Source organism: Nonomuraea sp. ATR24 (assembly GCF_041950485.1).
GTDB lineage: Bacteria > Actinomycetota > Actinomycetes > Streptosporangiales > Streptosporangiaceae > Nonomuraea > Nonomuraea ceibae.
Map to the genome: position 1 here is coordinate 138797 of NZ_JBGNUU010000019.1, position 20866 is coordinate 159662.

The 20866-nt window shown below is 72.1% G+C and carries 18 protein-coding genes; 12 read left to right on the forward strand and 6 right to left on the reverse strand.

Annotated elements, in window-relative coordinates; genetic code table 11:
• Positions 1–12 precede the first annotated feature (12 nt).
• From ACBI99_RS35320 to ACBI99_RS35340, 5 genes are read left to right on the forward strand one after another with little or no spacing between them, the layout of a single operon-like run.
• Positions 13–1263: an ABC transporter substrate-binding protein gene (locus tag ACBI99_RS35320; RefSeq protein WP_219501310.1), complete on the forward strand. Its 1251-nt coding sequence runs from the start codon at positions 13–15 to the stop codon at positions 1261–1263.
• On the forward strand, positions 1260–2102 hold the full coding sequence (locus ACBI99_RS35325; RefSeq protein ID WP_308125629.1) for a sugar ABC transporter permease: 843 nt from the start codon (positions 1260–1262) through the stop codon (positions 2100–2102). The genes ACBI99_RS35320 and ACBI99_RS35325 overlap by 4 nt, the downstream gene beginning before the upstream one ends.
• Positions 2099–2908: a carbohydrate ABC transporter permease gene (locus tag ACBI99_RS35330; protein ID WP_219501312.1), complete on the forward strand. Its 810-nt coding sequence runs from the start codon at positions 2099–2101 to the stop codon at positions 2906–2908. Before ACBI99_RS35325 ends, ACBI99_RS35330 begins: the two co-directional genes overlap by 4 nt.
• Positions 2908–5913, forward strand: a complete 3006-nt coding sequence (locus tag ACBI99_RS35335; RefSeq protein ID WP_375074448.1) for a hypothetical protein — start codon at positions 2908–2910, stop codon at positions 5911–5913. Before ACBI99_RS35330 ends, ACBI99_RS35335 begins: the two co-directional genes overlap by 1 nt.
• A complete protein-coding gene (locus tag ACBI99_RS35340; protein WP_219501322.1) occupies positions 5910–7142 on the forward strand; it encodes an enolase C-terminal domain-like protein in 1233 nt (410 codons plus the stop codon). The genes ACBI99_RS35335 and ACBI99_RS35340 overlap by 4 nt, the downstream gene beginning before the upstream one ends.
• Positions 7143–7158: 16 nt before the next feature.
• Here ACBI99_RS35340 and ACBI99_RS35345 read toward each other — a convergent pair whose 3' ends face one another.
• The 5 genes from ACBI99_RS35345 to ACBI99_RS35365 all read right to left on the reverse strand — a co-directional run bounded on the left by ACBI99_RS35345 (position 7159) and on the right by ACBI99_RS35365 (position 11498).
• Positions 7159–7950 carry a hypothetical protein gene (locus ACBI99_RS35345; RefSeq protein ID WP_357583074.1) on the reverse strand — a complete coding sequence of 264 codons (792 nt, stop codon included), beginning with the start codon at positions 7948–7950 and terminating at the stop codon, positions 7159–7161.
• Between the two features lie 65 nt (positions 7951–8015).
• Positions 8016–8435, reverse strand: coding sequence for a peptidase inhibitor family I36 protein (locus tag ACBI99_RS35350; RefSeq protein WP_219501326.1), 420 nt, complete (start codon positions 8433–8435; stop codon positions 8016–8018).
• Between the two features lie 110 nt (positions 8436–8545).
• Entirely contained in the window at positions 8546–9316 is a 771-nt protein-coding gene (locus ACBI99_RS35355; protein WP_357583076.1) for an SDR family oxidoreductase, read from the reverse strand.
• Entirely contained in the window at positions 9313–10323 is a 1011-nt protein-coding gene (locus tag ACBI99_RS35360; RefSeq protein ID WP_375074449.1) for a DUF4432 family protein, read from the reverse strand. The genes ACBI99_RS35355 and ACBI99_RS35360 overlap by 4 nt, the downstream gene beginning before the upstream one ends.
• A complete protein-coding gene (locus tag ACBI99_RS35365) occupies positions 10323–11498 on the reverse strand; it encodes a DUF4185 domain-containing protein (protein WP_375074450.1) in 1176 nt (391 codons plus the stop codon). Before ACBI99_RS35365 ends, ACBI99_RS35360 begins: the two co-directional genes overlap by 1 nt.
• 109 nt (positions 11499–11607) lie before the next feature.
• On the opposite strand from ACBI99_RS35365, the gene ACBI99_RS35370 reads away from it, so the two are divergent.
• From ACBI99_RS35370 to ACBI99_RS35395, 6 genes are all read left to right on the forward strand, one after another.
• Entirely contained in the window at positions 11608–12195 is a 588-nt protein-coding gene (locus tag ACBI99_RS35370) for a hypothetical protein (protein WP_219501345.1), read from the forward strand.
• Positions 12196–12205: 10 nt separating this feature from the next.
• Positions 12206–13609 carry a serine hydrolase domain-containing protein gene (locus ACBI99_RS35375; RefSeq protein ID WP_375074451.1) on the forward strand — a complete coding sequence of 468 codons (1404 nt, stop codon included), beginning with the start codon at positions 12206–12208 and terminating at the stop codon, positions 13607–13609.
• 61 nt (positions 13610–13670) lie between these two features.
• Positions 13671–15281 carry an ATP-binding cassette domain-containing protein gene (locus tag ACBI99_RS35380; protein WP_364171171.1) on the forward strand — a complete coding sequence of 537 codons (1611 nt, stop codon included), beginning with the start codon at positions 13671–13673 and terminating at the stop codon, positions 15279–15281.
• Positions 15282–15345: 64 nt separating this feature from the next.
• Positions 15346–16146: a hypothetical protein gene (locus tag ACBI99_RS35385; RefSeq protein ID WP_219501350.1), complete on the forward strand. Its 801-nt coding sequence runs from the start codon at positions 15346–15348 to the stop codon at positions 16144–16146.
• A gap of 101 nt (positions 16147–16247) precedes the next feature.
• The gene (locus ACBI99_RS35390) at positions 16248–17684 is read left to right on the forward strand and encodes a sigma-70 family RNA polymerase sigma factor (RefSeq protein WP_357583086.1); all 1437 of its coding nucleotides are present in this window, start codon (positions 16248–16250) and stop codon (positions 17682–17684) included.
• A 59-nt stretch (positions 17685–17743) separates the two neighbouring features.
• Positions 17744–18841, forward strand: coding sequence for an NlpC/P60 family protein (locus ACBI99_RS35395; RefSeq protein ID WP_357583088.1), 1098 nt, complete (start codon positions 17744–17746; stop codon positions 18839–18841).
• 3 nt (positions 18842–18844) lie between these two features.
• Here ACBI99_RS35395 and ACBI99_RS35400 read toward each other — a convergent pair whose 3' ends face one another.
• On the reverse strand, positions 18845–19339 hold the full coding sequence (locus ACBI99_RS35400; protein WP_219501356.1) for an inorganic diphosphatase: 495 nt from the start codon (positions 19337–19339) through the stop codon (positions 18845–18847).
• Between the two features lie 85 nt (positions 19340–19424).
• On the opposite strand from ACBI99_RS35400, the gene dacB reads away from it, so the two are divergent.
• Positions 19425–20846 carry a D-alanyl-D-alanine carboxypeptidase/D-alanyl-D-alanine-endopeptidase gene (dacB, locus tag ACBI99_RS35405; RefSeq protein WP_219501358.1) on the forward strand — a complete coding sequence of 474 codons (1422 nt, stop codon included), beginning with the start codon at positions 19425–19427 and terminating at the stop codon, positions 20844–20846.
• Positions 20847–20866: the final 20 nt, after the last annotated feature.

A 20866-nucleotide genomic window follows, 5' to 3' on the forward strand; every position in this document is an offset into this window, starting at 1 on the left:
GAGGCCGGGAACATGGTCCGGTCACGAGTGGCCACGCTCGGCGTGGCGGCCGTCCTTCTCGCCGCCTGTGGCGGGAACGGCGCCGAGACGGCGCAGAAGAAGACAGAGCTCACCCTCTACAACGACAAGGGCGCGTGGAGCAAGTACTTCGAGGAGATGGGCGCTGCGTCCAAGCAGAGCATCGGCCTGTCCATGAAGCCCACCGGCTACACCGACTCCGCGCAGTATCAGGCGTTCATCAAGGCCTCGTTCCGCACGAACGTCAAGCCTGACCTCTTCACCTGGCAGACCGGGGGGATGCTGCAGGAGATCGTCAAGCAGAAGCAGGTGGCCGACACCACGGCCGTCTGGCAGGAGGCCATCAAGGCCGGCGACCTGTCGCAGGACCTGGCGCCCTACTACACGATCGACGGCAAGCAGTACTGCGTGCCGATGAACGTCGCGTACTGGGGCATGTTCTACAACAAGAAGATCTTCGACGAGCACGACCTGAAGCCCCCGGCCACCTGGGAGGACCTGGTCAAGATCGCCGAGACGCTGAAGCAGCACGACGTGAAGGCGTTCTACCACACCAGCGTGCTGTTCTCGTTCGTCTGGTTCGAGCAGATCATGGCCGGGATGGACCCCGACCTGTACGACCGGCTGTCCACGGGTCAGGCGAAGTACACCGATCCGGGCGTGGTCGCGGTGATGGAGAAGTGGAAAGAGCTCATCGACGCCGGATATTTCATGAATCCGGGCGATAAAACGGACCCCGGCGACGTGCTGAAGACCGGCAAGGCCGCGATGGTCTCGTTCGGCACCTGGTTCAACACCAGCATGACCCAGCGCGACATGAAAGCCGGCGCCGACTACGGCTTCTTCGTCATCCCCAACGTGAACGCGAGCCTGCCCAAGACCTCGATGATCTTCGAGAGCGGCCCGCTCTGCTCCCTCGCCAAGGCCGCCGACCCCGACGCGAGCATGAAGTACCTCAAGTGGTGGACCACCGCCGAAGCCCAGAAGAAGTGGGCCGGCATCCGTGGCGACGTGAGCGCCAACCCCAAGGTCACCATCGAGGACGAGGCGCTCGGCCAGGTCACCAAGGACGCGGGCAGCGGCGAGTACCGCCTGGTCAACCGCTACTTCGAGGCCACCCCGCCGCCCATCCTGACAGCCGCCCTGGACGGTTTCAGCAAGTTCGTCACCGAACCCGGGACGTACATGGAGGTGCTGGAGACGATCCAGAAGGAGGCCGACGAGTACTGGAGCACGCATCAGTGACGCGCGCCCCGATCCTCGGCAGGTTCAGGCACGGGTACGTCGCCCCCGCCGCACTGCTCGTCGCCGGGCTGCTCTACGCGCCGTTCGTGTGGACCGCGTACCTGAGCCTGACCCGGTACGACGGGCTGGCGCCGCCCGAATGGGCGGGCCTGGCCAACTTCGCCAAGCTCTTCGACGACCCCGTGCTGCTGTCCTCGGCCGGCAACACGCTGATCTGGGTCGTCGGCACGATGGCGCTGCCCGTGGGCCTCGGCCTGCTGGTGGCGGTGCTGTCCTACGACATCAGGGGCGGCGCCTGGTACCGGGTGCCGTTCATGCTCCCGTACGCGCTCAGCGGCGCCGGGCTGGCCATGGTGTGGAGCCCGGTGCTGTCGCACGGCGGCGTCGCCAATCTGCTCCTCGGCGTCGACACCGCGTTCCTGCAGAAGGCGCCGCACAACACGATCGCGATGCTGCTCGTGTGGACGTGGCAGCAGCTCGGCGTCAACACGCTGCTGTTCGTGGTCGGGCTGCAGTCGATCCCGAAGGGGCCGATCGAGGCGGCCCGGCTCGATGGGGCGTCCGGCTGGCGGCTGTTCCGCCACGTCATCTGGCCGCTGATGCGGCCGCTCACCGCGGTCGTGGTGGGGCTGGCGCTGGTGGCGAGCCTGAAGACGTTCGACATCGTCTGGGTCCTGACGCAGGGCGGCCCGGGGCGCAACTCCGAGACGCTCGCCGTGACCATGTACAAGGAGACGTTCGTGGCCGGCGACTACGGTTACGGCTCCACGGTCGCGGTGGCGCTCACCGTGGTCGCGGGGCTGGCCTCCTACCTCTACCTGAAGCGGCAGGTGCGATGATCCGGCGCGCGGTCCTCGTCGTGCTCGGGCTGATCTGGCTCGGGCCCACCTACCTGCTCATCGTCAACGCCTCCAGACCGGCCGAGTCGTACGACCCGGCGCGGGCCTGGGCGCCGCCGGGCGACTTCGCGCTGCTGGACAACTTCGCCCGCGCGCTGGAGGGCGCCGACCTGGGCCCCAGTCTGGCCAGCACCGCCCTCTACAGCGTCGTGTCGCCCGCGCTCGGCGTGCTCATCGGCGCGCTGGCCGGCTACACGATCGTGGTGCTGCGGCTGCGGCACGGCTTCTGGTGGTTCCTGCTGCTGTTCGGCGGCACCGTCTTCCCGTCGCAGATGCTGCTCGTGCCGCTGTTCGTCGGCTACAGCGACGCCGGGCTGTACGACAGCCGCCTCGGCATGATCCTGATCTACACGGCGATCAACGTGCCGCTGGCCGCGTTCGTGCTGCGCAACTTCTACAGCGGGGTGGCGTTCTCGATCTTCGAGGCCGCCCGCATGGACGGGGCCTCCACCTGGCGCGTCTTCTGGCGAATCTACCTGCCGCTGGCCACCAGCGCGCTGGCCGCCGTGTTCATCCTGGAGTTCACCTTCATCTGGAACGACCTGATCTTCGGCCTGACGCTGACGCAGACCGCCGAGGTGCGGCCCGTCATGACCGCGCTCGCCGGCCTGATGACCGACGTGTACGCCGGGACGCCCGTCCCGGTCGGCCTGGCGGCGGGCCTGGTCGTGTCGCTGCCCACGGTCGTGCTGTTCCTCGCCACCCAGCGCCTCTTCGCACGGGGCCTGTCTCTAGGGAGTGTTTGATGACGAGCCGGTTGCTGCAGCGCAGCCTCGGATCCCCGGACTACGACGGGATCAGGCAGGCGCTGCGCGACGACACCTCGACGCCGGTGATCAGCGTGCGCGGGCTGGAGGTGCGGGTGGCGGTGCTGCCGCTGTTCACCCACGACGGCCGGCAGGCGGTGCGGGTGTCGAGCACGCGGGCGCTCACGCACGTGCTGGTGGGCGTCGACAGCGCCTCAGGGACCGACGTGACGCTGCTGGTGCCGGAGGTGAGCGCGCCGCGCGCGTTGACGCTGGAGTGCCGCGACGACGCCGGCGTGGTCGGCACCGTGCAGATCACGGTCGGGCCGCAGCGCAAGTGGAACGTGTTCGTCGTGCACCACTCGCACCTGGACATCGGCTACACCGACCCGCAGGGCACGGTGCTGCGCCACCACCTGGACTACCTGGACGCGGCCGTCCGGCTGGGCGAGGAGACCGCCTCCTGGCCCGACGACGCGAAGTTCCGCTGGTCGGTCGAGTCGTCCATGCCCGCGCTGAAGTGGCTGGAGGCCCGGCCCGCCGAGCAGGTCGAGAAGTTCGCCGCGCTGGCCCGCGCCGGGATCATCGAGGTCACGGCGCTGCCGTTCCAGCTCCACACCGAGGCGTGCTCGACCGAGGAGCTCTACCGGCAGCTCCGCTTCACCGGCGAGCTGCGGCAGGCGTACGGCATCCCGGCGCGCTCGGCCATGCACACCGACGTGCCGGGCGCGGTCGTCGGGCTGATCGACGCGCTGAACGCGGCCGGCGTGCGCTACCTGGCCGCCGCGCACAACTGGGCCGGGCGCTCGGTGCCGTACCTGCACGGCGGCGACAAGCTGACCAGGCCGTTCCGGTGGCGGGCGCCGAGCGGGAACGAACTGCTCGTGTGGTTCACCGACACGCCCCACGGCATGGCGTACATGGAGGGCAACACGGTCGGGCTGACCGACTCCTACGAGCTGGCCGACGACCTGCTGCCGCGCTACCTGGCCGCGCTCGCCTCGCGCGGCTACCCGTACGGGCCGGGCACGTTCGGGTGGCAGGGGCCGGACGCGCCGCGCGAGCCGTACGAGCTGGACGTGCTGCACCTGCGGGTGCAGGGCGCGCACGCCGACAACGCCGGGCCGTCGATCGTGCCCGCGTCGATCGCGCGGCGCTGGAACGAGCAGTGGGCCTGGCCGCGGCTGCGCTCGGCGGCCAACAGCGACTTCTTCGACCACGTGGCCGAGCGCTACCACGACCGGCTGGCCGTGCACGAGGGCGACTGGACCGACTGGTGGGCTGACGGGCTCGGGTCGGGGGCGCGCCCGCTCGGGTACGTGCGGCGGGCGCAGTCGGCGTTGCGGACGGCCGAGACGCTGCACACGCTGGCCGGGGTCGACGCGGGGGAGCGGATCGGGCTCGCCTACGACAAGGTGGCGCTGTTCAACGAGCACACCTGGGGCGCGGCCAACCCGTGGGAGGACGCCGAGGAGGCGGGCGACTCGGGCGGGCTGCAGTGGACGCGCAAGTCGTCGGGCGCCTACGACGCGCAGGACGACGCGGCGGACCTGCTCCAGGCGGGCGTGCGCAGGTTCGCGGCGGCGCTGTCGGCCGAGGGCTCGGGTGGCGAGGCGCTGGCGGCGTTCGCGGTGTTCAACCCGGGGACGGCGACGCGGACGGACGTGGTGCGGACCTTCCTGCCCAGGGACGTGGTGCCGGTGGACGTGCCGATCGCGCTGGTGGACGCGCGCACCGGGGAGACGGTGCCGCACCACGAGGAGTACGTCGATCCGGCGGACTGGCCGACGCGGCCGATCGGGCGGCACGTCCACGCCGTCGTGCCGGATGTTCCGGGATTCGGATACGTACGGCTCGACGTCGTGCGCGGCGAGCGGCAGGCCCCCGAGCCCGTCGCCCTCGACCCCGGCGGCGTCATCGAGAACGAGTTCTACCGGGTCGCCTACGACGTCCGCGAAGGCTACATCGGCTCGGTGTTCGACAAGGTCGCCGGCCGCGAGCTGGTCAACCAGGACGCCGCCGCCGGATTCGGCCAGTACGTCTACGACCGCTACGCCACCGCCCCGCACTTCAACCACCTGTCCGGGCACGTCGGCGCGCACGACCGCACCCTGCTCGGCGACCGCGCCATCGCGGGCAACGCCACGATCGTCAAGGCCGAGCGCACCGCCGTCGGCGAGAAGCTGGTCGTCGAGCTGCGCGGCAAAGGCGTCGACTGGCTGCGCACCACCGTCGAGCTGCACCACGGCGTCGCCCGCCTCGACCTGACCTACCAGCTCGCCAAGCAGGGCACCCCGGCCAAGGAGGCGGTGTTCCTGGCCTTCCCGCTGGCCACCGGGCAGCCCACGGCCTGGGAGCTGACCGGCGGCGTCGGCGGCCCTGACGTGCCGCGCGTGCCCGGCTCGGCCGAGTACATGCTGCCGATCCGGCACTGGATCGCCTTCGAGGACCCGGAGCTGACCGTCGCCTGGGCCACCCTGGAAGCGCCGCTGGTGCAGCTCGGCACCATCCACATGCCGTACGCGCCGTTCCCCCCGACGCTCGACCAGGAGGACGGCACGGTCTACTCGTGGGCGCTCAACAACATCTGGGACACCAACTTCCCGGCGCAGCAGCAGGGCGAGACCACGTTCCGCTACGCCGTCAGGTCGGAGGCGGGCGCCCCGGGCAGGCGGCTCGGCGCGCTGGCCGCCACCGGGCTGACCGACCCGTTCGTGGGCGCGCTGCTCACCGGGCCTGCCGGCGAGGCGGCCAGGACGTACGTGTCGGCCGACCACCCGGACGTGCTGGTGACCTCGCTGGGCAGGGACGGGGAGTCCACGCTGGTACGGCTGCAGTCGCTGGCCCCCGAGCCCGTCGAGGTGACGGTCACCCTGCCGGGCCTGCGCCGCGCGAGCGTGAGCGCCGGCCTGGGCCACGACGTGCGGCCTGCCGAGGTTGACGGGGAATCGGTCAAGGTACGGCTCCCGGCCTGCGGGGTCGCCGTCGTCTGGGGGGACCTGTGAAGATCGTTGACATCCGGGCCACGACGGTCGCCGTGCCTCTGGAGGCGCCGCTGCGGCACAGCAACGGCGCGCACTGGGGCCGGTTCGTCCGCACGATCGTCGAGGTCGAGGCCGACAACGGGCTCGTCGGCCTGGGCGAGATGGGCGGCGGCGGCGAGAGCGCCGAGGCGGCGTTCCGCGCGCTCGTGCCCTACCTGAAGGACCACGACCCGTTCCAGCTCGAAGCGCTCCGCTTCAAGATCGCGAACCCGACGGCCTCGCTCTACAACAACCGGACGCAGCTCCTGGCCGCCGTCGAGTTCGCCTGCCTCGACCTGATCGGGCAGCACCTCGGCGTGCCGGTGTGCGACCTGCTGGGCGGCCGGGTGCGCGACGCCGTCCCGTTCGCCTCCTACCTGTTCTACCGCTACGCCGCCGACGGCTACGCCGAGGTGCGCACGCCGGACCAGCTCGTCGAACAGACCCGCGCGCTCAAGGCGGCCCACGGGTTCACCGTCCACAAGCTCAAGGGCGGCGTGTTCCCGCCGGACTACGAGCTGGAGTGCTACCGGGCGCTGGCCGAGGCGTTCCCCGGCGACCGGTTCCGCTACGACCCGAACGCGGTGCTGTCGATGGCCGAGGCCGTCCGGTTCGGCCGGGCCATCGAGCACCTGGACAACGACTACCTGGAGGACCCGGTCTTCGGGCTGGAAGGGCTGCGGCTGGTCCGCGAGCAGGTCAGGGTGCCGATCGCGACCAACACCGTGGTGGTCAACTTCGAGCAGCTCGCCGCGAACGTGCTGCGCCGGGGCGCCGACGTGGTGCTGCTGGACACCACGTTCTGGGGCGGCATCAGGCCGTGCGTCAAGGCGGCGGGGGTGTGCGAGACGTTCCAGGTGGACGTGGCCGTGCACTCCTCCGGCGAGCTGGGCATCCAGCTCGCGACCATGCTGCACCTCGGCGCGGTGCTGCCCAACCTGACGTACGCGGCCGACGCCCACTACCACCAGCTACGGGACGACGTGATCGAGGGCGGCCGGATGGCGTACGCGGAGGGCGCCATCGCGGTGCCGCAGGGGCCCGGGCTGGGCGTGCGGCTGGACCGGGAGCGGGTGGCCCGCTACGCCGAGCTCTACCGGGAGACCGGCGGCTACCCGTACGACCGCGACCCGGGCCGGCCCGGCTGGTTCGCCCGGGTGCCGAACGAGCGCTTCGCCGACCCCTCCGTGTCGGTCGAGGTCGCCGTCTGACGGTCGAGCGGGGCGGTCACTTGAGCAGGGCGGTCGCCCGGTCGAGCCGCCGGCCCAGGTTGTCGCGGAAGGCGGCGAAGCGGCGGTCGTTGTCGCGCACGACGGCCCGCTGCAGGTCGGCGTCGGCCGCGTACCAGGCGGCGACCAGGCCGGAGGACCACTTGCAGGCCACGTCCGCGCTCGCGGTCTGCTTCTCCTCGTCGCTGACCTCGGGCTTCTCCAGGTTCCAGCGCCGGTCGGCGATGGCGGCCTCCGGCGACGGGTAGGGGTGGCCGGCCCGTTCCATGCACGCCTTCCAGCGGTCGACGGCCTGCGACACGGCGGGCTCCCTGGCGGCCTGCTCCAGAGTGAGCGAGTCCTGGAGGGCCAGCCATGACCAGTCGGCCTTGGGGGTGTCGCGGCTGAGCTGGGCGTCGGCCCGGTCGAGGCAGCCCTGGCGGCCGTTGAGCTGCCTGCGCGCGGCCTTGGTCAGCTTGGCCGTCCACGGCTTGGCGGGCGAGCCGCCGGCCAGGTGGTAGCCGTGCTCGGCGGCCTGGCGCGGGTCGGCGACGCCGTAGCGGCGGGTGTTGCCGGGGTCGGCCGCCGCGATGGCCTCCTCGTCCTCGGCGGGCGGGTTCACGGTGACGCCGTGGCGGCGCATGCACCGGACGACCAGCAGGTTGTGCGCGTTGGCCAGGACCGCGCGCTGGCCCGGGGTGGGCTTGTAGGCGTCGAACGGCAGCACCAGGTCGGCCACCGAGGTGACGCCGGGCGGTGGCTCCGGGGTGGCGCAGCCGGTCAGGAGGAGGGCGGCGAGGAGTAGGGGCACGCGGCGCCCGGTTTCCGGAAAAATCCGGAAACCGGCGCTGCTTCGGCTCAGTGACACCGGAAAGCTCAGCGGCACCAGATGTCGACCGAGCTGGCGCGGTTGTTGCCGACCGCGTTGTTGGCCAGGAAGCCGTCGTTGGAGTTGTGCAGGAACGTGCTGTGCGCACCCGTGTAGTACGCGTGCTGCCACAGGGTCACCGGGCAGCCGACGCGGTTGCGGACCGAGCTGGTCTCGTTGTCCATGCTGTGCCAGGAGTTGCTGTAGTCCCAGGTCAGCCAGTTGTTGTCGGCGAAGTTGGCGTCGTCGTGGACGAAGTCGCGCCAGTGGTCGACCTGCCCGCGGTTGTAGTCGAAGCCCGCGTACAGGCAGAGCCTGCCGCCGTAGCAGGTGGAGCGGGGGCTCGCCGAGGCGGTGGCCGCGGGGGCGACGACGGTGAGCAGAGCCGCGGCGGCGACGGCGCCGGCGAAACGCTTGGACAGCCTCACAGGGGTCTCCTTGATCGGGGTGAGTCCTTCGGAACACCCGTAACCTAGCGTGAGGCTTCGCGTGCGCTGTGTTATCGACGCGCGTCCGAGGGTAAAAGTGAGCGGCGCCGCTATTCCGGCAGCGCGGCCGGGTTCCTGGCCAGCAGCCCGCCGTCCACCCGGTGCTCCGCGCCGGTGATGAACGACGAACGCGGCCCGGCCAGGAACGCCACCAGCTCGGCGACCTCCTCGGCCCTGGCCACCCGGCCGAGCGGGTGCGCCCGGCCCCACTCGGCGACCTGCTCCTCCTGCGAAAGGCCGCCGCGCCACAGGTCGGCCGCCCAGCGCAGCATCGGCGTGTCGACCGACCCCGGGCAGACCACGTTGACGCGGATGCCGTCGGCGGCGTGGTCGAGCGCCATCGCCCTGGTCAGCCCGTTGAGCGCCGACTTGCTCGCGGTGTAGGCGGCCACCTGCGCCTGCGAGGCGAACGCCTGCACCGACGACATCACCACGATCGACCCGCCGCCGCGCGCCTTCAGCCGGGGCACGGCCGCCTTGCAGGTCAGGAAGACGCCCTTGAGGTTGACGTCCATCACCTCGTCCCAGACGTCCTCCGGCGTGTCGACCACCGTGCCGTAACGCTGCACGCCCGCGCACGTCACCACGACGTCCAGGCCGCCGTGCCTGGCCACGGCCAGGTCCACCAGATCGCGCATGTCGCCCGCCCGGCGCACGTCCGCGACCACGCCCGTGACCTGCTCGCTCTCGAACGCCGACTCCGCGTCGGCCCCGCAGAACACCACCGACGCGCCGCCGTCGGCCAGCCGGTCCACGACCGCCCGCCCGATGCCCGTCGAACCGCCGGTGACCAGCGCCACCTTCCCGTCGAACTCCCTCACGCAAGCACCTCCGCGCGCCACTTCAGCGTCTTGGTCTCGTACGGCTCCAGGACGAGCGCGGTGCCGTTGGCCACGGCCGCCGCCAGCCCGTCGGTCGGCAGACCGGCGAACGGCTCCAGGCCCAGCACGCAGGCCCGGCCCCACCAGGGGTAGTCCGCGCTCGCGCCGAGCTCCTGCCACATCCACAGATACGGCAGCAGCGTGGCGTCCCAGGCGACCCGGATGCCGGGCCCGGCCCCGAGCTCGTACCACCCGTCATCGCCGAACCCGGTCAGGTAGACGATGTCGCTCGGCCCGCCGCGCGCGGGCACGACGCTCAGGTCGGTGGTGCCGCCGCCGTCGGCCGGGACCACCGGCCACTCCCACGGCCCGCCCGCGCGCACCCGCCGCCCGAGCGGGTTGATCGGCGTGTCGTGCGGGATCACGCGCACCCCCTCCGGCAGCCGGATCCGGGCGCCCGCCCTGAGGAACGGCGCCCCGTACACGAGGTGCTGTCCCCACATCGCGTGCAGCGCCACGCCGGACTCGTTCGCCGCCCGCCCCTCGACCTCCAGCACGGCCCTGCCCGGCCGCAGCCGCATCGTCCGCTCCATCCGGTACGGCAGCCGCCTGGTGCGCACGGTCAGGCGGATCGCGACCTCCTGCTCGGAGTCGGCCACGACCTCGCAGCGCCACGGCAGGCCGGAGACCTCGCCGTGCTGGGCCAGCCGGGCGCCCCGGTACGTGCTGGGCGCGCCGCCGTTGGGGAACGCCTCCTGCCAGCCGCCCTCGTAGTGGTCGGCGAACGGGGCCACGTCGTCGGCGGCGCCCTGGAGGTGCCCGCGCGGGTCGCGCAGGCCCTGCGGCGACAGCCAGACGAAGTCGGTGTCGGTCGGCTTGTGCAGGAACTCGACCACGTCGCCGCCCTTGCCGGGCAGCACGGTCACGCGCAGCAGCTCGTTCTCCAGCGTGACGCAGTCGATGCCGTCGAGCGTGCCCTGGCGCAGCCGCGCCGCCCAGTTGCGCATCAGCCGAACTTCACGTTGAGGAAGCGCGGCCGGTAGATGGACACGTCGCGGTAGTGGTCGGTGTTGACGAAGCTGTTGACGTTGTAGGAGACCACCAGGCCGTCTCCCTCGATGGCGGGGTGCGCGTGGGCGTTGTAGGTGAAGATGTTGCCGTTCGTCTCGGGGGTCGTGTAGACGACCTGCTTGCCGGTGAACGGGCCGGTCGGGGAGCAGGACGCGTACGCGACGATCTTGGCGCTGAGCGCCTCGGTCGTGTCATGAGTTATCAGGACATAGCCGTTGCCGACCTTGCTGACGCTGTACTCGTTCGCCACGCCCGCCATCAGCCTGGCCGAATCCGCCTCGTCCCTCGACCAGGAGCCGCCGGCCGTGCGGAACTCCCACTCGCCGAGCAGGCTCTGCCCCTTCACCCTGGCCAGGTGCATGTACTTGGCGCCGCCCAGGTCCTCCACGCCGTAGACGTAGGTGTGGCCGCCGTCCTTCAGGATCGCCGAGGCCCACGCCACGCCGTGCCCGGACGGCAGGTCGTGCACGCTGACCGGGCGCTCCAACCGGCCCTGCGGGAAGCGCGCCACCACGTTGCGGTGCCAGCGCCAGTCCCACGCGCCGGGGCCGAAGCGCTCGTACTCCTGGTAGGTCACCTCCAGCAGGCCGCCCGCGAGCGTCGCGTCACCGGCCCAGAACCAGTGGTCGCCGTCGCGGGGCTTCATCACGGCGGTGGGCGCGGCCGCCGTGCCGTCGTGGATGGTGCGCAGCCTGCCGTCGCGCTCGACGGCGAAGGAGTTGTTGAGGAAGACCGTCGTGCCGCCCTCCTCCACGACCGGCGGGCGGCTGCCGTCGGGGTTGACCCGGCCCAGGAACGTGTCGGAGAACACCCACACCTCCCGGCCGTTCGGCAGCCGCACCGAGTAGGTGCCGTCGGCGCCGGTCCAGTCGTCCAGGCGGCTGTTGTCGTTGCCGTAGTTGGTGAACAGGCTGGTCAGCCGCTGGTCGATCGTCGTCCCCCGGAACGCGGGAGCGCACGGGGAGGGCGTGGCCGGCTGCTCGGGAACGGCGGCGGCCGTCGACGGCACCGGCTTCGGCGGCGCCGCCACGGCCTGCTGCGGCGCGACCGCCAGGGCCGTCACGGCGACGAGGGACAGGAGGGCAGATCTGGCTGAACGCAGTCGCGCCATCGCACACGTCCTTGGGGGTGGGGGCTCCCGTACAGTTCTAGTGATTAGATCACTTGTTGTCTAGGCCCGGCTAGGCTCCTGGCAGATCCCCGACCGCGCCGGAGCCGCGATGTCCCGCACCACCGCCGTCCTCCGCAGTGCCGCCGTGCTCGCCGCCGCCGTCCCGACCCTGCTGGGCAGCCTGAAGCCGCTGCCGGAGTCGTTCGGCTGGTTCGCCTACGCGCCCCTCACCCCGGCGCTCGCCGGCGAGCAGGTGCGACCCTGGGTCGCACCGGCACTGCCGCTGGCGCTGGCGCTGCTGGCCCTCTGGGCGCCCCGGCTGCTGCGCCCCGCCGGTCTCGTCCTCGTCGTCGCGGCCCTCGCCGCCAGGCTGGGCCTTCCGCGCGGGCCGTTCGAGGACGACGCCGTCCACTGGGCGTCGGCGGGCGCGCTGGCGCTCGCGGCGCTGCTGCTCCTGGCCGCTCGGGGCGCGCCGCCTGACCGCCAGGCCGTCCTGCCCGCGCTCGCGTGGACGGGTGCGCTGCTGATCCTGCTGGTCCGGCCGGTCGCCGCCGGGACGACACCGCTGGGGCTGCAGACCCTCCTGGCCGCCGAGGCCACACCGCTGGTCGTCGTCGCCTGGCTGGCCACGGTGGCGGTTCCCCGTAAGGAAGACGGCGGGGTTCCGCAATGGTCGCGGGGCAGGGGGCGTCCCTAGCTTTCTGTACGTGTCAGTAAATTTCGTCATCGCGCTCTGTCTCGCCCTTTCGCCCGTGTCGCCGCCCGGTCAGGTCACGCCGGCGGCCGTGGACGCGTTCGTGACGCGCTACCAGGAGGCGACGGGGCTGCCCGGCGTCGCCGTCGCCGTCACCAGGGGCGAGCGCGTCGTGCACGCCGCCGGGTACGGCCGGACCGCGGCCGGTGAGCCGGTCACGGCCGACACCCCGATGGCCGTCGCGTCGGTCAGCAAGTCGTTCACCTCGCTGGCCGTGATGCAGCTCGTCGAGCAGGGCCTGGTCGAGCTCGACAGGCCGGTGCGCGGCTATCTGCCCGAGTTCGCGACGGCGGACCCGAGGGCGGCGAAGATCACCGTCAGGCAGCTGCTCGACCAGACGTCGGGCATGGCCGACTCGGCCTTCCGGGAGAAGAGCCTGCCGCAGCCCGGCACGCTGGAGGGCGCCGTGGCGCGGCTCAGGACGGCCCGCCTCGCCGCCGAGCCGGGCACGCACTACAGCTACCACAACACCAACTACCAGGTCGCCGCCCGGCTCGTCGAGGTGGTCAGCGGGCGGCCGTTCGCCGGTTACCTGCGCGAGCGGGTGTTCGAGCCGCTCGGCATGCGCAACAGCACGACCATCGACACCGACCGCGACCTGCCCGGCAGCGCCCGCGGTCACCTGATGGTCCTCGGCCGGGCGGTCCCGGCGCCGGAGCCGGCCGGGTTCGGCAACGGCTCGGGCGGCGTCCTCAGCACCGCCGCCGACATGGCCCGCTGGCTGATCGCGCAGCAGGGCGGCATCTTGTCGCCCGAGAGCGTCAAGGAGATGCGCACCCCCTCCCGCCTGAACGACTCGTACGCGCTCGGCTGGTCGCTCGGCCGGACCGGGCGCGGCACGCCCGTCATCGAGCACGGCGGCGACCTGTTCACCTCGACGGCCCACCAGCTCCTCATGCCCGGCTCCGGCTACGGCGTCGCGGTCATGGCCAACACCGGCATGGCCTTCGGCGACGCCCGCGCGCTCCTGGACGGGCTCGTCGCCCTCGTCGAGGGAGGCACGCCCGAGGTCCCCCCGATGTCACCGACCCTGGTCACGGACGCGCTCTTCCTGCTGGCCGGCGCGGGGGCCGTGGCCCTGGCGGCGCGGGGCGTGGCGCGCTCCCGCCGCTGGGCGGCGCGGCGCAGGGGACGGCAGCGGTGGCGGCTGCTGCCCTACCTGGCGCCGATCGCGCTGTGCGCGGCGCTGGCCCCGATCTTCCGGGTGCTGGCCCGGGGCGCCGACATCATGTGGATCCAGGTGGCCTACCTCTACCCGACGTTCACGCTCTGCCTGGTGATCACCGCGATCGGCTGCACGGTGGTCGTGGCCGCCCGGCTGGTCAGCGCGGTACGGCTCCGGGGGGCGGGGAAATAGGGATGACCGGTGCTGAAACCGGCGTGTAACCTGCGCGGGGATCCGTAGGAGGGGAAATGCCATGGGACACGTCGAGGTCGGCCACCTGACGTATGTGCTGCCCGACGGGCGGCCGCTGCTCAACGACGTGTCCTTCCGGATCGGCGAGGGGGTCAAGGCCGCGCTCGTCGGGCCCAACGGGGCGGGCAAGACCACGCTCATGCGCCTGGTCGCGGGGGACCTGCAGCCGGTCGAGGGGAGCGTCGCCAGCTCCGGCGGGCTCGGGGTGATGCGGCAGTTCGTGGGCAGCGTGCGTGACGGCAGCACGGTGCACGACCTGCTGCTGAGCGTGGCCCCGCCGGCGGTGCGGGAGGCGGCCGCGCGGCTGGAGAAGGCCGAGCTGGTCATGATGGAGCGCGACGACGAGAAGGCGCAGCTCCGCTACGCCCAGGCGATCAGCGACTACACCGACGCCGGTGGTTACGAGATCGAGGTGCTCTGGGACACGTGCACGGTGGCCGCGCTCGGCGCGCCGTACGACAACGTGAAATATCGCGACGTGTCCACCCTGTCCGGCGGCGAGCAGAAGCGGCTCGTCCTGGAGGCGCTGCTGCGCGGTCCCGACCAGACGCTGCTGCTCGACGAGCCCGACAACTACCTCGACGTGCCGGGCAAGGAGTGGCTGGAGGCCCAGCTCCGCGAGACGCCCAAGACCGTGCTGCTGGTCAGCCACGACCGGCAGCTGCTCGCCAACGCGGCCGACCGGATCGTCACCGTCGAGTCGGGCAACATCTGGATCCACGGCGGCGGCTTCGGCACCTACGCCGAGGCCCGCAGGGCCCGCAACGAGCGCCTCGACGAGCTGCGCCGCCGCTGGGACGAGGAGCACGCCAAGCTCAAGGCCCTGGTCAACATGCTGAAGAACAAGGCGCGCTACAACGACGGCATGGCCGCCCCCTACCACGCGGCCCAGACGCGGCTGCGCAGGTTCGAGGAGGCGGGGCCGCCCGAGCAGGCCCCCAGCGACCAGAACATCAGCATGCGCCTGCGGGGCGGCCGCACCGGCAAGCGCGCGGTCATCTGCGAGCGGCTGGAGCTGACCGGCCTGATGCGGCCGTTCGACCTGGAGATCTGGTACGGCGAGCGGGTCGCGGTGCTCGGCTCCAACGGCTCGGGCAAGTCCCACTTCCTGCGCCTGGTCGCCGGCGAGCCGGTCGCCCACACGGGCGTCGCCAGGCTCGGCGCCCGCGTGGTGCCCGGCCACTTCGCCCAGACGCACGCCAGGCCCGACCTGCTCGGCCGCACCCCGGTCGAGATCGTGATGACCGAGCACGCCAAGCTCAAGAACGAGGCCATGAAGGCGCTGGCCCGCTACGAGCTGGCCGGGCTGGTCGCCGAGCAGCGCTTCGACACGCTGTCCGGCGGTCAGCAGGCCCGGCTGCAGATCCTGCTGCTGGAGCTGTCCGGCGCCACGCTGCTGCTGCTGGACGAGCCGACCGACAACCTCGACCTGGCCAGCGCCGAGGCGCTGCAGGACGGCCTGAACGCCTTCGACGGCACGGTGCTGGCGGTCACCCACGACCGCTGGTTCGCCGCGGATTTCGACCGTTACCTGGTGTTCGGGTCCGACGGGGTGGTGTACGAGGCGCCGGAGCCGGTCTGGGATGAAAAGCGGGTCGTACGGGCGCGTTAAAGCTTTGGTACGGCTGGCGCGTGTCCCGGACCTGCCGTACCCATGAACGGGTTATCACGGCAAAGTGATCCCGCGTAGCCGAACCGTCAGCCTCCTCGCACTCGGGGCGATCTGCCTCACCGGGTGCTCGTCGGAGGAACGTCCGCAACAGCAGCTCAAGCCGCTCACGCTCAAGGAGCAGGCGTCGAACGTGGTCAAGTCCGCCGGCGGCTACACCGTCAACTGGGCGGGCGTGCTGACCAACCGCAACCCGTGGCACTTCGGCGAGCACGTGGTGGCCACGGTCGTCGGCAAGGACGCCGCCGGGCGCGAGGTCGTGCGGATGGACCAGCCGCTGGACGCGGTGCCGCCGGGCGGCTCGCTGGTGTTCACCGGCGAGGCCGGGGCGTCGGAGAAGCCGGTCAAGGTGAGCATCGACTACCGGCCCGCCCAGTGGCGGATGGCGGCCAGGATCGCCTCGGCGTTCCGGCCGTTCCCGGTGTCGCGGGTGCAGACGCTGCGCCAGAAGGACGGCTCGTACCTGATCACCGGGTACGTGTCGAACCCGTACCAGGTGCCGGCGGGCAGCCTGGTGGTGAACGCGCTGCTGCGGGACAAGGCGGGCAAGCTGCTCGGCGGCGGGAGCACGTTCGTGGACGACGTGAAGGCGGGCAGCCCGCCGCGCTTCATCCTGACGATCACCGGGCTCCCGCAGGGCAGCGCCGTGGGGCGGACCGAGGTGACGGCCCGCACGTGGGGCTCGACCGGCAGGCCGTACGAGGATCTGGCGCTCGGCGGGATCGTGCCGATGCACACGGTCAAGCCGACCACGGAGCCGTTCCAGATCGACCGGGGCAGCCAGGCGTTGAAAGCCCGGGTGCAATAGCCCAATTAATGCGATAAATCGTAAAAGCGGCTGGCGACAACCTATGTTTATCCCGCGGAATCGGTAGAACTACAAGTTACCAATCCATTACCTTCGGTTACATGAGTGACCGTGACCTGGTCGAGGCCCTGCGCTCCGGTGACCCGGGCGCCGTGGCCGTCCTGTACGACACATACGCCGAAGGCATCTACCGCTACTGCTGGACCCTTCTGCGCAATACCGACAGCGCCCAGGTCGCGCTCCGCGACGCCCTGATCGCCGCCGAGGCGCACGCCGCCGCGCTGTCCGACCCCGACCTGCTGCGGCCCTGGCTCTACGCGCTGGCCCGGGGCGAGTGCCTGCGCAGGCGCATGGCCGACCTGCCCGACGCCGGCGAGACGCTGGCCGAGGCGCCCGAGATCACCGACCCCGACGACGCCGACCTGCGGGTCGTGGCCTGGAACGCCGTCCAGAGCCTGCCCACGGCCGACCGCGAGACGCTGGAGCTGAACGCCCGGCACGGGCTGCCGATGCCGCACGTCGCCGCCGTCCTCGGCGTCACCGCCCGCCAGGCCGAGGCGGCCCACGAAGCCGCCCGCGACCGGCTGCGCGACGCCATCACCGTGGAGTTCCTGGCCAGGAAGGGCCCCTACGACTGCCCGCGCCGGGCCCGCATCCTCACCGGCTTCGCCGGCGAGCTGACCGCCGGCATGCGCGAGCAGCTCGTCGCCCACGTGGCCCGCTGCGAGACCTGCGCCCCGCACCGCAACCGCCAGGTGTCGGCCGCCAAGGTCTACGAGCTGCTGCCGCAGATCACGCTGCCCGACGTGCTCAGGGTCCGGGTGCTGAGCTGCTTCGTCGACCCCGAGCTGCACCTCTACCGGCGCTATGTGGCCAGGCGCTCGGAGGCGCTGGACGCCGCCGGGTTTCCCGTTGCCGTCGTGCGGGGGCCGCGCAAGTGGCCTCGGGCGCTGGCAGGCGCGCTGGCGGCGGTCGCGACCCTGGTGGCGATAGCGACGATCTTCGACTACTTCGGCAAGGAGGTCGGCGGGCTGCCCGGCGTCGCCTCCGTCGCGTTCCCGCCGCAGGGCGAGCCGCCCGGCCTCACCCTGCCCTGGTCCGACCGGCGGCAGGTGCCCGGCAGCGTGGAGGTCGACAGCACGGCCACCCGCCCGCTCGGCGTGACCCCCGCGACGGCCGGGCAGCAGACGCCCAGCCCGCAGCCGCCCGTCTTCACCCCGATCGGCGGCGACCCCGAGCCCGTGCCGAGCACCCCGCCGCCGACCGGCCCAGACCTCGGCGACCCCACGCTCGACCCGGTCCACCCCGTCGACCCGGTGACCCCGCCGCCCGGCAAGCCGCGCCCCTCCGGCAAGCCGCCGGTGATGCCGTCACCGCAGCCCGATCCCACCCCGGCGCCCACGCCGACGACGCCCACGCCGTCGCCCAAACCGTCGCCGAAGCCGACGGCGAAACCGACGGGCAAGCCGACGAGCACCGCCACGCCGCCCGCCACGGCGACCCCCACCGAGTCGGTATCACCCTCTGTAACGAGCTGAGAGTGTGGCATTCGTTACTGTTGGGAAGTGTGTGCATAGAGTGACCGCAGGGGGATTCTATGCACGTCAGAGCCGGATTCCTGGTCGCCACCCTGGTCGTCGCGCTGTGCCCGCCGGTTCACGCCGAACCGGGGCCGCGTGACGTCGCCAGAGCGCGGCAGGCCGTACGGGATCGTGCGAAGGAGCTCGGCACGGCAAGCGCCGAGCTGGCCGAGGCGCAGGGGCGGCTCGACCGGCTCGCGGCCGAGGCCGAGCGGCTGGTGGAGGCGTACAACGGGGAGGTCGTCCGGCTCCGCCAGGCCGAGCAGGCGCACCGGGAGGCCGCCGCGCGGCAGAGCGCCGCGACCACGGAGGTCGAGCGGGCCCGGCAGGCGGTGGCGATGCTCGCCGCCCAGAGCTACGGCGGGCTGCCGCTGCCCGCCGAATACCTCGGCATGCTCAACGACCACGGCGACCACGACGGCTACCTGCACCGGGCCGGGCTGCTGCGGCAGCTCGGCGGCGAGCGCGGCCTGCTGCTCACCCGGCTGCGCGACGCCGAGGAGGTCGCCGAGATCCTGACCACGCACGCCGCGAGCGTGCACGCCGCCCAGCAGTACGCCGCCGAGGCGGCCGAACGCGCCAAGATCGCCGCCCGGGAGGCGGTCGCCCGGCAGCGGCGCGAGACCAAGGAGCTCAGAGCCAGGCGCGACGAGCTGCAACGGCTCGTCGACGCCGCCCGCACCCGCGCCGAACTGCTCGCCAGGCGGCGGCAGACCCGCATCGGGCACGTGCCGCTCTCCAGCGGCTCCTCGATGGGCGACGTGGCCGCCAACTGGGCGCTGACCCAGCTCGGCAAGCCCTACCTGTGGGCCGCCGACGGGCCCGCCAGCTACGACTGCTCCGGCCTGACCATGCGGGCCTGGGAGCGGGCCGGCGTGCGGCTCGACCACTGGACGGGCACCCAGTGGACGTCCGGGCCGCACGTGCCGCTCGACCAGCTGCGCCGCGGCGACCTGCTGTTCTTCGGCTACGACAAGAACGACCCGTCGACCATCCACCACGTGGGGATGTACGTCGCGCCGGGGCTCATGGTGCACGCCCCGCAGACCGGCGACGTCGTGCGGATCGCGTCGATGTGGCGAGGGGACCTGGTGGGCGCCACCAGGCCCCGCTGAAGGTCAGTGGCCGTGGCCCTCGTCCTTGGCCCGCTGGAAGGAGCGCTCGATCTCGGCCTGCGCCTCCATGCGGCCCACCCAGTTGGCGCCCTCGACCGACTTGCCCGGCTCCAGGTCCTTGTAGACCTCGAAGAAGTGCTGGATCTCCAGCCGGTCGAACTCCGGGACATGGTGGATGTCCTGGATGTGCGCCATGCGCGGGTCGGTGGCGGGGACGCACAGGACCTTGTCGTCGCCGCCCTTCTCGTCGGTCATCCGGAACATGCCGACCGCCCGGCAGGTGATGTAGCAGCCCGGGAACGTCGGCTCCTGCAGCAGCACCAGCGCGTCCAGCGGGTCGCCGTCCTCACCGAGGGTGTTCTCGATGAAGCCGTAGTCGGCGGGGTACTGCGTGGAGGTGAACAGCAGCCGGTCCAGCCTGATCTTGCCGGACTCGTGGTCCACTTCGTACTTGTTCCGTTGCCCCTTGGGAATCTCAACGACAACGTCGAACTCCACCGCGGTTCCTCCGCTCGGCCCCCCGGGCACCCCCGGGCGGGCGTTAATGTCTCGTAGGCGAACACCAGGAGAGAGGTCAGGCGACGTGGCGCGGCACGAGCGGTGGGTGATGCTGACCACTCTCGTCATGCTGCAGGTCGTGACCATCGTCACCGGCGTCTATGCGATGAACAACGACCTCGACCTGAGCGCGCTGACGAGGCGGCCGTCACCGGCCGAGACGAGCGCGTCTCCCGAAGGGGTTCCCCCCGTCCCCGTGGTCACCGCCGGGCCTGTGCTGGCCCAGCTTCCGGCGAGGTCAGGAGACGGACCTCTCCCGACTAAGGGTACTTTGACGCAGCAGCTCACCGATGCGCTGGGTGACGAAGCGCTCGGCAAGCGCGTCGGCGCCGTCGTCGTCGACGTCACGACCGGCGAGCAGATCTTCGCCGCCGACCCCGACACCGGCATCACCCCCGCCTCCACCACCAAGGTCGTCACCGGCGCCGCCGCGCTCGCCTCCCTCGGCCCCGACACCCGCCTGGCCACCCGCGTCGTCCAGGGCGGCTCCGCGAACGCGATCGTCCTCGTCGGCGGCGGCGACCCGATGCTGCGCGGCCCCCAGGCCAAGCCCGGCGACTTCACCGACCAGGCGTCGCTCACCACGCTCGCCTCCCGCACCGCCGCCGCGCTCAAGGCCCGCGGCGTCACCAAGGTCACGCTCACCTACGACGCCTCCCTGTTCACCGGGCCCGTCCAGGCGCCCGGCTGGAAGCCCAACTACGTGCCCGACGGCGAGGTCGCCCCCGTCCACGCCCTCACCATCGACGAGGGCCGCCAGATTCCCGGCCAGCGCCAGCCCCGCGTCGCCGACCCGGCCGCCCACGCCGCCGCCGCCTTCGCCGGCGTCCTGCGCAAGCACGGCATCAGCGCCGCCAGGTCCGTACGCCCCGGCAAGGCCCCCGCCGGAGCCGCCGAGCTGGCCAGGGTCGAATCCGCGCCGATCTACGCCCTCGTCGAGCACACCCTCACCTTCAGCGACAACGACCTCGCCGAAGCCCTCGCCCGGCACGTCGCCATCAAGGAAGGCCAGCCGGGCTCGTTCGCCGGGCTCGCCAAGGCCGTCCCCCAGGTGCTCCACCGGCTCGGCATCACCAAGGGCGTCCAGGTGTCCGACGGCAGCGGCCTGTCCATCCGCAACCGCATCAGCGCCTCCGCCATGGCCCGCGCCATCGCCCTCGCCGGCTCACCCCAGCACCCCGAGCTGCGCGCCGTCGCCTCCGGCATGCCCATCGCCGGCTTCACCGGCACCCTCGGCAACGGCCGCCGCTTCACCGGCGCCGACAGCAAAGGCCAGGTCGGCCTGGTCAGGGCCAAGACCGGCACCCTCAACCACGTCAACACGCTCGCCGGACTCGCCACCACCAAGGACGGCAGGCTGGTCACCTTCGCCTTCCTGGCCGACCGGGTCCCCGTCTACGCCGAACCCGTGCTCGACAGGCTGGCCGCCATCGTCGCGCGGTCTTGACGAGAAACACGTACGGTGGA

Bases quoted from the DNA above. Each gene is read 5' to 3' on its own strand.
- ACBI99_RS35380 (WP_364171171.1), top strand. From the start codon at position 13,671: ATGGGACACGTCGAGGTCGGCCACCTGACGTATGTGCTGCCCGACGGG.
- ACBI99_RS35390 (WP_357583086.1), top strand. From the start codon at position 16,248: ATGAGTGACCGTGACCTGGTCGAGGCCCTGCGCTCCGGTGACCCGGGC.
- ACBI99_RS35360 (WP_375074449.1), bottom strand. From the start codon at position 10,323: ATGCGCAACTGGGCGGCGCGGCTGCGCCAGGGCACGCTCGACGGCATC.
- ACBI99_RS35320 (WP_219501310.1), top strand. From the start codon at position 13: ATGGTCCGGTCACGAGTGGCCACGCTCGGCGTGGCGGCCGTCCTTCTC.
- ACBI99_RS35330 (WP_219501312.1), top strand. From the start codon at position 2,099: ATGATCCGGCGCGCGGTCCTCGTCGTGCTCGGGCTGATCTGGCTCGGG.
- ACBI99_RS35335 (WP_375074448.1), top strand. From the start codon at position 2,908: ATGACGAGCCGGTTGCTGCAGCGCAGCCTCGGATCCCCGGACTACGAC.
- ACBI99_RS35365 (WP_375074450.1), bottom strand. From the start codon at position 11,498: ATGGCGCGACTGCGTTCAGCCAGATCTGCCCTCCTGTCCCTCGTCGCC.
- ACBI99_RS35395 (WP_357583088.1), top strand. From the start codon at position 17,744: ATGCACGTCAGAGCCGGATTCCTGGTCGCCACCCTGGTCGTCGCGCTG.
- ACBI99_RS35370 (WP_219501345.1), top strand. From the start codon at position 11,608: ATGTCCCGCACCACCGCCGTCCTCCGCAGTGCCGCCGTGCTCGCCGCC.